A 13,415-nucleotide genomic window follows, 5' to 3' on the forward strand; every position below is an offset into this window, starting at 1 on the left:
CGCTGTGGGATATCTATTATTTAGCGTTCTTTTCAAAAAAATCTAACGTATTTCTGAACAGCTGTTCCCGATGAGGTACATTTCCCCATGAATGGTCGGCACCTTCAATGATCTGAATGCCAATGGGCTGTGAATAGGCTTGTTCATATTGATAGGCATATTGAATAGGTGCTATAAAGTCCTGATCTCCATGTATAATGGTGACATTTCCTTTAAAACTTGAGGCTCTGGTGTAAATATCCAAGCTGGCTACATCCTCAATGAATCCCGGTCCAAGACGCAAACTGTTGAAATCAAAATACCCCTGTTGATCCATGGACGAAATCGATTGTCCCTGAATCGTTTTGTTGTTATTGATTTCGTCGGTTACGGTTGCCGCAGGGGACCACATACATAAAGAGTGAATGTCTTCAGACAAATCACCAGCTACTATACTGGCAACCACGCTCCCTAGGCTCATACCCATTAGACTGACTCGGGACGGGTCTACGAATTCCAGCTGCCGGACAAAGTTAACGATGGCCTTTCCCTCTTCCACCTCTCCGGAAATGGTCACGTCGTAAAAATCACCCTCGCTTTCGCCATGCCCTCCAAAATCAAACCGCACAGCTGCAATCCCTTGCTTTTCAAGCAGGCGTGAAATTTGAACAAATGAGTAAAAATATTCGATCCGGTTAGCCCCAAATCCATGAAACATAATGACAGTAGGATATTTACTGCCCTTGAGGGTCTCAGGAATATGAGCTGTTCCTCTTAGCGTCAACCCATGAACAGAAGTTTCAATATATTGTAATGACATGACAGCCACCTCAATCTCAAATTTTTTGAATATGAATATGTTAAGTTACTGAGCCGCTCTTCTTTCAATCAGCTCTGCACGCATTTGGCTTTGGACAAAGTCAATCCGGTACATATAAATGAAGAGCATACATATCGCAAATGCAATCGCAGGAATCCAGACAAAATTAGTTGTAATGGCCTGCAATGCAGACTCTGTCTGCGCCATGTTAGCTACAAACCCTCCCTTAGCCAGAATTTTGGATGTTAAAGCTCCTGCAATCCCTGCGCCAAACTGAATTCCGATCGTTCCGGCTGCCGTTAACAGACCTTGAGCTCTGACACCAAACTTCCATTCTCCAAAATCGACGGTATCGGCAAACATAACAAAAACCGTACTTTGCGCAGCCCCCAAACCAAACGATCCCAGAGCAACACCAAACAGTGTAAGAGCAACAGAAGGCTCCATCGAACCCATCCACATCACAATCTGTCCCAGAATACTGACCAGTAACCCAATCAAAACCAGATTTCGGTTCTTCATTTTCTTTACAATAAATGGAACTAGCAACATACCGATGATCATGGCACCTGCATTAATCCCATTGGCAAGCGAACTCATTCCCTCGTTTCCCATATTATATTTAAAGAAGAATATCATGGTAGACCCTTTGGCCACTACGCCGATAAAGATCACAAAATTAGTCAGTGCAAGCATCCACCATGGAAAATTGGGCAAGAGCGCCTTAATGCTGTCTCGGAAAGGAACCGGTTTGCCCTGATCATATTGAACACGCTCTCTCGTATTCCTAAACGTTAATAGAAACATAATTACGGATAACACGGAGAATATCCCCATGGTGAATATAAATCCCTTTTGGTTCGTCCCCCCTCCAAAAAAAATGACCAATGGAAGAGCAACCACACCTGATACCAACACACCAATCTGTCCGCCGATATTACGAAACATATTGGCCGAGCTTCTTTCCAGTGGATTCGTAGTGAGACTCGGTAGCATCGCCGAAATAGGTACATTGATACCTGCAAAGATAATGTTCAGTAAAATGTAGGTAATATAGGCATACGCCAGTTTATAAGAATCATCGAAATAGCCTACAGCAAAAGACAGCACCGTGATAATCCCGAATGGAATTGCCAACCATAGAAACCAGGGCCGTGCTTTACCATACTTGGAATTGGTTCTATCAATGAGAATCCCGAAGATCGGACTGGCGAAGGCATCGAGTACACGGACAATTAAAAATAACAGACCGACAGATTCGAGGCTTAGTCCTGCAACATCGGTGTAGTAAAACATGAGATATGTTGAAACAACAGTGAATACCAAATTGTAAGCGGTATCACTCAGGCCATAGCTTAACTTCTCTTTGAGGCTTAACTTATTGCTCATCTTCTTCGTCCCCTTATGTGAGATTCACGTTGCAAGTAAAGCGTTTTCAGAAAACATTCTATAATAATTTATATTATATACTAAAGGATTGACATGTCAAACGATTGACATAAAATTTTTCAAAAAAATAAATAGCCGTTACCCAACAAAAGAAATAGGGGAACGGCCATCATTCTAGGTTGTCTGCCCAGGGATCAAATGGACCGGGAGCAGCGGATTTAAGTCCCCCGTGTAGTCCTGTCCATTAATTCGTTTGTTCAAAATTCCTACGGCTTGCCGGGCCATTTGCTGAATGGGCTGACGAATGGTGGTTAACTGTGGCATAAAGGCTTGGGCCGTCTCTGTCCCATCATATCCAACAACTTTCAACGTTTCCGGCACACGTCTACCTGTCTTCAAGGCTTCAAAATATACGTTTGCCGCCAAGATATCATCACTCGCAAAAATACCATCCACATCTGGATGCTCACTAAAAATCTGATGAATGATTTGTTTATATAATTCTTGATCAAAAGACCTTGGGACTTCGTAAAAAATGGACTCCAACCCGTGATTCTCCATCGTTTTTTGGTAGGCCTCCAAACGCAAATGTGTCTCGGTTTGCAGCATGTACGGCCCATTGATATGAATGATTTTTTGACAGCCTTTATGAATTAAATGTTCCGTTGCTAGCTTCCCACCCAAATAATTATCCGAAGAAACGACAACCGCCTCTTCAGAAATATACTGGTCAATTGAGACAATCGGGAATGAAGAGTTTACTCGCTCAAATACACCCCTGTTATGACTGCCGACAATAATTCCATCCACTTGGTTCCGCAGCAGCATGCTCAAATAATTGGCTTCCTTCTCTGCACTTTTCAAACTGTTGCACAAAAAAACCTTATACCCCAGCTCCTCGCAAGCGAGTTCAATATGAAAAATCAGTTCCGCATAAAAGGGATTACTCACGGTTGGAAAAATCAACCCTATAATGTTGCTTTGTTTGGATAACAGCGATCTGGCCATTTCGTTCGGTACATAATTCAGCTCTTCCATAGCGTTGTATACTAACGAACGTGTCTTTTCACTGATATATCCCCTGTTATTCATGACTCTGGAAACCGTCGTTGGAGAAACACCTGCACGCTTTGCTACATCTTCTATTTTTGGTTTCAATGGACTAGCCTCCGTAAGCATAAGAAAATCCTAGGGTTATTTTTTTGTTCTCAAATATTCACATGCCATAATTCTAACGAAAGTTTGAAAATGTCTCCACTTAATTATTTTTATATCCCGAGGTCCACAGCCGGGGTATAACCGAATTGTGAAACGCATCTTATTACCTACGATCCATACGGGAGGGATTCATCAAAGGCCGCTGTATGAATACGAACGCGGAAACTGTGCGTACAGGCAGGTATTCTTCGAAGAAAGAGAGAACTGTATATCGTCAGGTTTGGAAATAAATGAAAATAGACTGGCAGCTATATGCGCTGCTGGCGGTGATGCTCCATGAGCTGACCTCTTCCCGCATTCAGAAGATATCGCAAACCATTTTATATCTTCCACATTTTATTTCCTGGGTTATTATTGGCGGCATCGCCAATCTGCTCCACTGGAATTAAAAATCTCACGAAACGAAGGAGTGTGTTTATCATGTGGAAAAAAGGAAACAAAGCATTAGCAGCGGTTATCATTCTGGGGGCGACCCTGATCGCACCCGCTGTGGCTCCATCCAAGGCAGCAGCAGCGGGTCTGAGCGCATCCGAGCAGTCCAGACTTGTGGAATACTGGTCGCCTGTGCTGTATCAGGATGTAGGTAACAACCCCGAAGGGGATATTCCGATTCCCGTAAACTTTGACGGCGACTGGTCAGGGCTAAACAACTGGGATAATATCGGCAAGTATGCCAAAGGCAGCAGCTTACCCTTGAAGCCAAGCGTATACTGGTCGGTCGTGGAATCAGATACCCACTATTTCATCGGTTACGATCTGTTCTACGCTACACATGATCCACGAGGGACGTTGGGAGATCATGAAAATGATATGGAAGGCATGATGTTCACGATCCGCAAGCCAGGCACAGCCAAAAAAGACGGCACCAGGGTGACCAATCCGAACGGCGAGCTGGAATTGGCTTTGATGCCGAGACACGCCAAGCTGGGCATGTATGGCCCTGCCAACAAGGCGGTTCAATATGATCCAGGAATGAGCTCAGTTTACTATGACAGCAACTTCACCACTGAAACGAACGCCTCCGGCACCCATCCCTTGGTATACAGTGCGCAAAATGACGAGTCCTTCCTCGAATCGGACGGTGATTTCGGACACGCGCTCAAGCCTTACAACGGTAAAGGCGCCAAAGGCAAATCCGGCTACATCTTTCAGGCCGGAACTCCGGTGAATCTCAACGCCTCCGGTGGACAGCTATGGGACTCCAAAATCGGTAATTTTGACGATAGCAAGCGTATGGGGTACGAGCTGATCCCGCTGGAAACCTCGCTGTGGCCGCTGCGGAACGATTTTACGCTGGACCTGTGGAGCAGCTACGGCACGTTCAAGGGCGACAACGGCCGTGCCAATGCCGCTAATGCGCCATGGGGCTGGAGCTTCGAGAACTATCGCGATCTGGGATCAGGTCGGATGCTGTATGACCCTGCCTACCTGGTGGACAAGCTCTTTGACGGATTGGGTGAATTTTCGTTGACCTACAGCACCAATCCGTACAGCGCACAATAGATAATAGCCACGAGCCGTCTTGTGATCCTTTCCCCGACGGCTCAGGTCATTCCATAACGGGAACAGATACACAAAAGCGATCGTGGCTTTTTTATACCACAGGTGTAGTGGGAGCTGCGGTTTTTAAAACGCGCTGATTAATGCAGTACATCAGCCTTTCCTGATCGCTGGAACTCATTTCATCAAACACAAGCCCATAGGTTATAAAAGGCTGGCTAATATGCGCCTCTTTTCGGATTAAATGTGCCTGCAAGACAAAAGGCTCTTTATTTAGCTCAAATTCAACCTGAATGAGAACCGGTTTTTTCAAAGGCAGATCATAATCGCAAATCAGCTTTAGCCCCTTCACGCTAATGTCTTGTATTTTACCGATCCCTTTTCTATGAGTAAGCCTTGCCAGAGCCTCATCTCCAAAATGTAAAAACTCAAACGCACAGCCCTCATCCGGAATACCCAAGCGAAAGGCTTCCCGCCGATTCAACTTGCTGTTGGCCTCCTCCAGTAACTTCTTAATTTCCTTTTTCTCCAGCTCTTTAATACCCAATTGTTTTTTTAAATCTATGAAATGAATAATTCCATTGACCAAGCATACAACGATCATCAAAATGATAAGACCTGCGATGGTGAATACCATGGAACATGCCTCCCTCTGAATTATTGTCCAAGGGCACTCGACAGGTCCTCAGGCAGATGCAAAAACCGTTCAACATATAGCAAATCAAATTGTGTTCCAATGTGACGCCAAAGCTCCTCTTTGGCCTCCTGTATGGACATGCCCTGGCGATACGGTCGATCGGAAATCATACTATCAAATGCATCCATGATGGAACACATTCGAGCCATAGGCGGAATTTTGTCACCACTTATGCCAAACGGATAGCCCTGTCCATCCCAGCGTTCATGGTGAAATCGAACGATATCTACAATATCCTGCTCCAGCATGCCCTCTCTTAAAATAAGCTGGGTACCCAACAGGGGGTGAAGCCTCATGATTTTCCATTCTTCTTCATTTAAAGGAGCTGATTTATTCAAAATGTCATCCGGCAGCAGCATTTTTCCAACATCGTGAATGCAACAGCCTATGACGAATTTCCGTGTCTGCTGGTCATCAAAATCCAGGTAAGGAGCTATTCGCTTAGCCATATTGCCAACCCGCAGGCAGTGTTCATACAATTGTTTATCTTTAGATAGCAGACGAGTTAGACAGCTCACTAAAACATTTTCCATAAATATTCCTCCAGTTTGACGCGCGGTCAGCGATTTGCCTTAATATTGAGAATAGATATCGCACAATATTCATTGTGCGAACGAACAGGAGGAATTTTTTTATGTATACGTCTAAAATGACATCTTCTCAGCTACATGCCCCTTCCATGCATAACCCGGAGACGTACACGGATGACGAAATTACAGGATTATTTTTAAGTACTTGCACTAACTCCCCGTATACCCTGCGCAACTACAAGAGGGCCATTCAGCAGTTTCGAAATTTCACATCTGGTAAACCGTTACGGAAAGTAACATGGCAGGATATAGAGGTCTATAAAATCGGCTTATTAGAGGGTGCTTGCAGTCCTACCAAGCAAACACCTGCACCAGCGACCATTGCCAGCTTCTTGGCCCCATTAAAATCGCTATACAAGTGGGGGAGTGATCCGAGCATTCATATTTTTCAGCACAATCCCACCACAAGTGTGCGAACCCCCAGGATTCCAGTGAACAGTAAAAATCATTTCTTAACCAAAAATGAGCTGCGTCAGCTTTTAGCCTATTTAAAAACACAGGGGGAACGGAATTATCTGATCGCGCTCACGCTGGTTTTATTGGGGCTTCGGGTGTCTGAGATGGTGTCTATACAGTGGGATCACTTCCATACCGATCCGACGGAAATGTTCATGTGGCTGACCGTGTTTAACGGAAAAGGAGGCAAACAGCGCGAGGTCAAAGTACCCGCAAGACTTTGGGAGATGTACAAGCAGTACAGAGACGCTTTCCAGCAAGAGGAACCATTAAATATGCGGGAGAGGTTGTTTCCGTTGTCAGTAAGGCAAGTGGAGACGATTATTAAGCTGGCCAGGGAAAAAGCTGGGATCACGAAAAAGATAACCCCCCACTGGTTTCGCCACACGAATGCTACATTAGCCTTGATTCATGGTGCATCGTTACAGCAGGTGCAGGAAAATCTCGGACACTCCCACATCAATACGACGCAACGATACCTTCATACGGTTAGCCAAATGCAAAAAGCAGCCCCCGACTATGTGGAAGACTGCTTAAAAGATATATTATAGGTATTTAGTTACAAAAAGGAGTTGAAAAAATAGTCTTAAATAACTAAAATGAAATAAGAAAGATTCTTTTTTTAGTTCGTTTTACATATCGCACAATGAATATTGTACGCTATTCACTTCTAATATTTACCAATCAAAATAGTGTCTAGATAGTTCTTGAGATATAGGATTTCTCTTTACAATTATGCCCTTTGAGCAGAACATTAGTCGATACCATAATCATACTGATTTGTCGGTACTCATATATCCGTGATAACAATACAATGATTACTTGTAAAATCTATAAGAGGGAAGCTGTGGATAGCAGCTTCCCTCTTTCATTTACTCTGTCCGCCCATTCGCTGCTGAGCATCCGAAAGATGTAGAGAGACTACGGCTGCTGACGAAACAAAATAATAATTAAGTTAAAATTAAGCTGCTGTTTTCTTTTGGATAAGATTGAGCATTTATAATGACGGGAATACAAGGAGAATAGCTGTTGAGATAAAGGGGGATGCGAGAAGTGAAAAAATGGCTTAAAAGATTATGGAAGACGGTTATGTTCGGGTTGCTGGCCATTTTGGTTCTTCTGGCATCAGGTGTGATATATGAACAGGTAAGCACCCGGCAGGATCTGAAATCTTATACCCCCAGCGGAAAGCTATACAATGTGAATGGGCATAATATGCATTTATATACCGGAGGACAAGGGAAAGTAACGGTTGTATTCGCTTCCGGGTGGGGCACGGCCAATCCGTATGTTGATTTTTCCCCACTGTATGAGAAGATTGCACCACATGTTAAATTCGCAGTTTATGACCGGTTCGGCTATGGGTATAGTGATACGACGGACAAGAAGCGTGACATTGATACAATAACGAATGAAATACACGAATTGCTGCAGGTGTCTGGTCAAAAGCCACCTTACCTGCTTGTAGCACATTCGCTAGGATCCCTCGAAACGCTCCGGTTTGCACAGAAATACCCGGACGAGGTACAAGGCATCGTGATGTTGGATAGCGGAAGCCCAGAATATTACTATGCTGATGCTGAGGAGCCAGTACGCGGCGGCTTTATCAATCAGTTGCTCATGAAAACAGGCGTGATTCGGATGCTTTTTCACTCTGACAGTTTTATCGAAGCCTCACGTGCAGCTCGCAACGGCTTGAAGTTCGTGCCGGATGAACTGAAGAAGATTGATCTGACAGCCTCATTGCTTAAGCTTGAAAATGCCAATATAGAGGACGAGCTGCGTCAATCGCGGACGAATGCAAAGGTCGTATTGGATGACAAACAGCCCTTCCTTTTCCCACTTACCGTGCTGACATCCGATTACTTAGGGGTTCCCAATGATGTCTGGAACAAGTACGAAAAGGAATTTACTTCCTGGTCCGTGCAATCGAAGCAATTGGTGGTTAAGGATACCGAGCATTATATTCATCAATATCGCCCTGATCTCGTTGCAGATGAAATATTGGCCTTGGCCAAGCGGTAGGCTGAAACTTGCCGTTCAGGCAGTGAGGTGAGCCTGTCCACATAGAACGACCCTGCGTGTCTTGGTTTTCTCAAGATATACAGGGTTGTTTGTGCTTTGAACTTCAATATCTCTCCAGCTTTACACATCCATAATTCACAAAAAGTAATTACTTGAAAAGTATATATAATACATCCATAAGATGGTATAATATCTCCCAGAATAGCTTTATATTTTAGCATCGGATTGTCCCAAGAAATATCCTTATAGATCAGTATCTAACGGACTACATAAAACGTTACGTTAAAGGGGTTGTTACATTTGGAACCTACAACCACGATACGCACAGAACTGGAAAATTTCATGAAACAGAATGGGTTAAATATTACCCAATTCGGTCTGGTGGCAGACATCAATCCAGGCACAATAAGCGGGATCGTCACAGGCAACCGTGCACTCTCCATTCATCAGTTAGATCGCATTACAGCTACATTAGGCCACTCCAAAGGGCATTTTTACAAGAATTATATTGAGGAATTTTTGAGTTCAACAACCCCTAACATCCGTAGAGTCAGACCCCTTTTGTACAATTGCGCGGAGTTGGACATGCTGGATTGTATTGAGCAGGTCGTCAGCTTGCTCATGGAAAAGCTGACATACGCCGATGCTCTGTTTACCATAGCTGAGGACTTTTTCCTACAAGGGAAGTTTGCAGCGTCCATCATCCTGTATGAGAGTATAGCCGTCGGTGAGAAAAAGCAGCACTCTGAGCGACTAGCCCTTTGTCAGTACCGCATTTTTATGGCGAAGCAAGGGGACGACCAGGAAATAAATTACCAGGCTGCGATCCATTTCGAGGATTACGTTGAACGACTTGATGATGCTGACCAGCTCGACGCGTTAAAGGATTTAGTGAATACATATCGCTCATTACGGAAATGGGGAAAGGTAAACATATTCGCTAAGATCATGGGAGACAAGGCTGCCATTCAGTGCGAGATCAATCAACAGATTAAGTTAAAAAGACGGAAAAAGAAGAAAACTTCAGTCAATCCCCCATTTGTGTATTGGGCCTACTCCTATTTACTTCATGCAGGTGTCTGTGAAGCGCAAAAAGACTACAATCAAGCATTGGAGTATACGTACACTTACGCTGATTTAAGTTGGGTGAAGGAAACGGATGAACAGACCTTGCTATGGAAGGGGCGGTTTACAGAATGGGCGCAGGCTAACACTTACGTGAATAAGCTGTTGGCTGGAGATATAAGTGTCCTTCCAGACTATTTAACTTACGTTACTTCCAAGAAAAACGAGGTTCTCACCGCACTGGTTAACATAATTGAAGCGGCTAACCAATATGATTTTAATGTAGATGATGTACTCAAGCGGTTTGAAACAGAGATCCAGTCTCTAGTTAAACAACAAAAAAGTGTAGGCGTGTACACCCAACAATTCATGTCAGAGCGCATCGCTCATTTTTTACAGGAATTAGCTAATTACAACTTACGTAGAGGTGAATATCAAGAGGGATTTAAATATTTAATTAACAGCTTGGAATTATCCTCTACAATTAAATCGAGTAGCAAAGCATCCATCATCAAGTGTGTTGAACTATTTGAACGTTTTAAAAAATATGCATCATCGCGAACAATAGATACCTACCAAAATTTGATTAATAAAGTATACGAAATTGAAAAAAGTTAGGGTTACTTTTATCGGTGACTAGCCTTCTGAAAGTGGCAATAGTCACCCTTTCAATACAATCCAAAAAAAGGGTCTATTTACAAACCATTTGAACAACATGGTGGGGTTTGATGATTTTTTGCTAAAGAATTTTATACCGTGGAGCCAGTTCTTCGAGCTGGTTTTTTCTTTTGAGGATTTGCAAAGTAAGAGAATATACATCTTTAGATTAAAAGCAGTCTAAACCCCTTATAGAAGAGGTTTAGACTGCTTTACAAAAAAATTAAATCTATATCAGGAATTGGTATTTAGAGTTTCACAGCAGAATGCTCATATTAAGGAGCTTCATACTTGGAAGTAAATCTTTCTCGATCTTTAATGATCTCGTTTTTATAGGCATCTTGATATGTTTTATACTCCTCTGTTTTGGTTAGTTCATTAGCAATGCTCTCTTCACTAAGTTTCTGGATACTGTTTTTCGAAAAAACATCTGTTTTTACCTCTATGTTAGAATTAGGTCCTGATACGAGTAAAGAACCATCCTGCTCTGCGGTCGCAGTGAACACATATACCTTTCCTTTTTGTGGTAGGGAATCATCTTCAAATAAGAAATATGTGCTCTTATCATCATTCAGTCCCCCAAATTTTTGAATAGGAATGGAAACATCCTTCTTTAAATTACCTTTTATATTACTAAGCACTTTAACGGAGTAATTTGTATAGGGACTTGTCAATACTTTGGGTCCATCCTCCGTTTCTTTCGTGACAGGAAATTTATACTCCGTTCCCGTCATTTCTTCTACGAGGCCTACAAATGCATAGTCAGTATAACCTACAACCTCTTTGGGGTTATTTATATCTATAACAAATGATGCTTGTATATAGCTAGTTGGAATTTCGCCAGACTTCGTTATATTCTTGTCTACCTTAGGATTTGAACAACCAGAAGCCAGTATTGCAACCGTAGTTAAAATGGACAAGAACATAAATGCTTTCTTCATGCTAGTTCTCATTGGTCGTACCTCCTTAATTAATATCTTTTATAAGCAAGATCGTATGAAGCTTTATCATTAGCGCTGAGCGTTGTTATCGACGTAACATACGCAAAATTAAAAAAAGTCGAATGCCTTCAAGCAATCGACTGGGCGAAAACAAAAAAATGCTGTAGCTTCAAAAAATTAATCTATCAGCTTAACTTTAAAACTTGCATTAGGACTTGCTGTATAAGGATTATCATCAAGCAAGGGCGAAAATGGATTAATCAGCATGAACAAGGCGTGAAGGACTATTTTTTATCTTTTTCACTTAATCTCATCTTTTGTTTTTATCGTTCTACCAGCAACTAATACATATTGAAGAGGATCTTTTATAGTGAGAAATGAAATGCTTCGAGAAACCGAGCTTCCCTTTTCAATCTTTGGACGCTTTCTATCGGGAATATCTACGGAAGCCTGATCAGCATCCATGTTAAGCGTTTGATTAAAGACAAGTATTTCGTGTAAATCCTCCTTGCCTTCCTTAATCGCAGAACCTGAACGGTTCAAGGCACTTACAGTTAAATTACCCTCTAGTTCTCCTGAGGAATTTGTCTTGGCTATTATTTTAAAATCACGAACGTCTAAAATAGAATTGTTATCTAATATATTGTTTCTCCCCCCAATCCAATTCAGTGACATGTTGAAGAACCTTACTTTGGTTAAAAGATTCATTTTGCAAAACAACCTTATTATTTTTATATTCAAATGGAATATCCATAGCTCTTAGTAATACACCAAGTGGAATGATAAAAGAATTCTGCTTCAGTTCAGGATAGGTATCCATTTGTACAGTCTCACCGTTCAATTCATACATATCCTTACCTTTGTAAAACACAATCTTGTCTTTTTTCCAGTTGATAATAGCTTCCTGTGACTTCAAATTGTATTCAACTTTAGCACCAAGAAGTTCAGACACAGAACGAAGGGGAGCCATTAAACGATTTTCTTTATTTGTATATGGGCCCACGGGAGCGCTGTACAGGACATCATAATCGTTTACTTTAAGTAAAGATGTTCCGCTAAAGTTCAAAGAATAATCGGTTTGAGCTGCATTAACTACAGGAGATGTACTGAACAGAGTAAATGCAAGTAAAGTGAAGGATAACTGAGTTGTCCTAAATATACACATAAATAGAGGGTCCAAGTTTAACCTCCTTCTTTTAATCGCTTAATCGCTGCCACCAATTGCCTAAAGATACAATATAAAAATCAAATGGGTTCTTCCTTTAATAAGTTACCGTATAATTCATTCTTGAACTTTAGATTAAAAGCAGTCTAAATCCCTTATAGTAGAGGTTTAGACTGCTTCACAAAAATTTATATCAGAAATTGGTATTTAGAGTTTCGCAGCAGAATGCTCATATTAAGGAGCTTCATACTTGGAAATAAATCTTTCTCGATCTTTAACAATCTCATTTTTATAGGCATCTTGATACGTTTTATACTCCTCTGTCTTGGTTAGTTCATTAGCAATGCTCTCTTCACTAAGCGCCTGGATACTGTTTTTCGAAAAAACATCTGTTTTTACCTCTATGTTAGAATTAGGGCCTGATACTAACATAGAACCATCGGGCCGTGCGTTAGCAGTGAATACATAAATTTTTCCTTCCTGTGGAAGAAGATCGTCTTCATTTAAGAAATATTCGCTCTTATCATCACTCAGACCTCCGAATTTTTGAATTGGAATGGAAACATCCTTCTTTAAATTACCTTTTATATTATCAAGCACTTTAACGGAATAATTCGTATAGGGCATCGTCAATACTTTGGGGCCATCCTCCGTTTCTTTCGTGACAGGAAATTTATACTCCGTTCCCGTCATTTCTTCTACGAGGCCTACAAATGCATAGTCAGCATAACCTACAACCTCTTTGGGGTTATTTATATCTATAACAAATGATGCTTGTATATAGCTAGTTGGAATTTCGCCAGATTTCGTTATATTCTTGTCTATCTTAGGATTTGAACAGCCAGAAGCCAGTATTGCAACCGTAGTGAAAATGGACAAGATCATAAATGCTTTCTTCATGCTAGTTTTCATT

13 protein-coding genes and 1 pseudogene are annotated in these 13,415 nt (G+C 41.9%); 5 read left to right on the top strand and 9 right to left on the bottom strand.

Features of this window, described 5'->3' with window-relative positions; translation table 11 throughout:
• Positions 1-16: 16 nt before the first annotated feature.
• The 3 genes from QMK20_RS25645 to QMK20_RS25655 form a co-directional block, all read right to left on the bottom strand.
• Positions 17-799 (bottom strand): alpha/beta hydrolase family protein, encoded by a 783-nt coding sequence (locus QMK20_RS25645; protein WP_283653836.1) that lies wholly within the window; start codon positions 797-799, stop codon positions 17-19.
• A 45-nt stretch (positions 800-844) separates the two neighbouring features.
• Positions 845-2,188: an MFS transporter gene (locus tag QMK20_RS25650; RefSeq protein WP_283653837.1), complete on the bottom strand. Its 1,344-nt coding sequence runs from the start codon at positions 2,186-2,188 to the stop codon at positions 845-847.
• Between the two features lie 174 nt (positions 2,189-2,362).
• Positions 2,363-3,346: a LacI family DNA-binding transcriptional regulator gene (locus QMK20_RS25655; RefSeq protein ID WP_283653838.1), complete on the bottom strand. Its 984-nt coding sequence runs from the start codon at positions 3,344-3,346 to the stop codon at positions 2,363-2,365.
• Positions 3,347-3,663: 317 nt separating this feature from the next.
• Here QMK20_RS25655 and QMK20_RS25660 point away from each other — a divergent pair.
• Positions 3,664-3,771: pseudogene (locus QMK20_RS25660) on the top strand (sugar ABC transporter permease); the annotation flags it as partial.
• A 55-nt stretch (positions 3,772-3,826) separates the two neighbouring features.
• Positions 3,827-4,909 carry a hypothetical protein gene (locus tag QMK20_RS25665; RefSeq protein WP_283653839.1) on the top strand — a complete coding sequence of 361 codons (1,083 nt, stop codon included), beginning with the start codon at positions 3,827-3,829 and terminating at the stop codon, positions 4,907-4,909.
• 91 nt (positions 4,910-5,000) lie between these two features.
• Here QMK20_RS25665 and QMK20_RS25670 read toward each other — a convergent pair whose 3' ends face one another.
• Both QMK20_RS25670 and QMK20_RS25675 read right to left on the bottom strand, forming a co-directional pair.
• Complete coding sequence (locus QMK20_RS25670) at positions 5,001-5,543, bottom strand: PilZ domain-containing protein (RefSeq protein ID WP_283653840.1); 543 nt, start codon at positions 5,541-5,543, stop codon at positions 5,001-5,003.
• 20 nt (positions 5,544-5,563) lie between these two features.
• Complete coding sequence (locus tag QMK20_RS25675; RefSeq protein ID WP_283653841.1) at positions 5,564-6,136, bottom strand: HD-GYP domain-containing protein; 573 nt, start codon at positions 6,134-6,136, stop codon at positions 5,564-5,566.
• 101 nt (positions 6,137-6,237) lie between these two features.
• Between QMK20_RS25675 and QMK20_RS25680 the strand changes: the two genes are divergently transcribed.
• From QMK20_RS25680 to QMK20_RS25690, 3 genes are all read left to right on the top strand, one after another.
• On the top strand, positions 6,238-7,200 hold the full coding sequence (locus tag QMK20_RS25680) for a tyrosine-type recombinase/integrase (RefSeq protein ID WP_283653842.1): 963 nt from the start codon (positions 6,238-6,240) through the stop codon (positions 7,198-7,200).
• A gap of 493 nt (positions 7,201-7,693) precedes the next feature.
• Entirely contained in the window at positions 7,694-8,674 is a 981-nt protein-coding gene (locus QMK20_RS25685; protein WP_283653843.1) for an alpha/beta hydrolase, read from the top strand.
• A 300-nt stretch (positions 8,675-8,974) separates the two neighbouring features.
• Positions 8,975-10,357, top strand: a complete 1,383-nt coding sequence (locus QMK20_RS25690; protein WP_283653844.1) for a transcriptional regulator — start codon at positions 8,975-8,977, stop codon at positions 10,355-10,357.
• A gap of 314 nt (positions 10,358-10,671) precedes the next feature.
• Here the strand turns inward: QMK20_RS25690 and QMK20_RS25695 are convergent, their stop codons facing one another.
• From QMK20_RS25695 to QMK20_RS25710, 4 genes are all read right to left on the bottom strand, one after another.
• Positions 10,672-11,349 (bottom strand): cell surface protein, encoded by a 678-nt coding sequence (locus tag QMK20_RS25695; protein WP_283653845.1) that lies wholly within the window; start codon positions 11,347-11,349, stop codon positions 10,672-10,674.
• A 288-nt stretch (positions 11,350-11,637) separates the two neighbouring features.
• Entirely contained in the window at positions 11,638-12,012 is a 375-nt protein-coding gene (locus tag QMK20_RS25700; protein ID WP_283653846.1) for a hypothetical protein, read from the bottom strand.
• Positions 11,969-12,517: a copper amine oxidase N-terminal domain-containing protein gene (locus QMK20_RS25705; protein WP_283653847.1), complete on the bottom strand. Its 549-nt coding sequence runs from the start codon at positions 12,515-12,517 to the stop codon at positions 11,969-11,971. Before QMK20_RS25705 ends, QMK20_RS25700 begins: the two co-directional genes overlap by 44 nt.
• A gap of 219 nt (positions 12,518-12,736) precedes the next feature.
• Complete coding sequence (locus tag QMK20_RS25710) at positions 12,737-13,414, bottom strand: cell surface protein (RefSeq protein WP_283653848.1); 678 nt, start codon at positions 13,412-13,414, stop codon at positions 12,737-12,739.
• Position 13,415 lies beyond the last annotated feature (1 nt).

The sequence above is a fragment of the Paenibacillus sp. RC334 genome, assembly GCF_030034735.1.
Lineage (GTDB): Bacteria > Bacillota > Bacilli > Paenibacillales > Paenibacillaceae > Paenibacillus > Paenibacillus terrae_A.

Coding starts and splice junctions, on each gene's coding strand:
- QMK20_RS25685 (WP_283653843.1), top strand. CDS start 7,694: ATGCGAGAAGTGAAAAAATGGCTTAAAAGATTATGGAAGACGGTTATG.
- QMK20_RS25700 (WP_283653846.1), bottom strand. CDS start 12,012: ATGTCACTGAATTGGATTGGGGGGAGAAACAATATATTAGATAACAAT.
- QMK20_RS25680 (WP_283653842.1), top strand. CDS start 6,238: ATGTATACGTCTAAAATGACATCTTCTCAGCTACATGCCCCTTCCATG.
- QMK20_RS25645 (WP_283653836.1), bottom strand. CDS start 799: ATGTCATTACAATATATTGAAACTTCTGTTCATGGGTTGACGCTAAGA.
- QMK20_RS25670 (WP_283653840.1), bottom strand. CDS start 5,543: ATGGTATTCACCATCGCAGGTCTTATCATTTTGATGATCGTTGTATGC.
- QMK20_RS25695 (WP_283653845.1), bottom strand. CDS start 11,349: ATGAGAACTAGCATGAAGAAAGCATTTATGTTCTTGTCCATTTTAACT.
- QMK20_RS25710 (WP_283653848.1), bottom strand. CDS start 13,414: ATGAAAACTAGCATGAAGAAAGCATTTATGATCTTGTCCATTTTCACT.
- QMK20_RS25675 (WP_283653841.1), bottom strand. CDS start 6,136: ATGGAAAATGTTTTAGTGAGCTGTCTAACTCGTCTGCTATCTAAAGAT.
- QMK20_RS25665 (WP_283653839.1), top strand. CDS start 3,827: ATGTGGAAAAAAGGAAACAAAGCATTAGCAGCGGTTATCATTCTGGGG.
- QMK20_RS25650 (WP_283653837.1), bottom strand. CDS start 2,188: ATGAGCAATAAGTTAAGCCTCAAAGAGAAGTTAAGCTATGGCCTGAGT.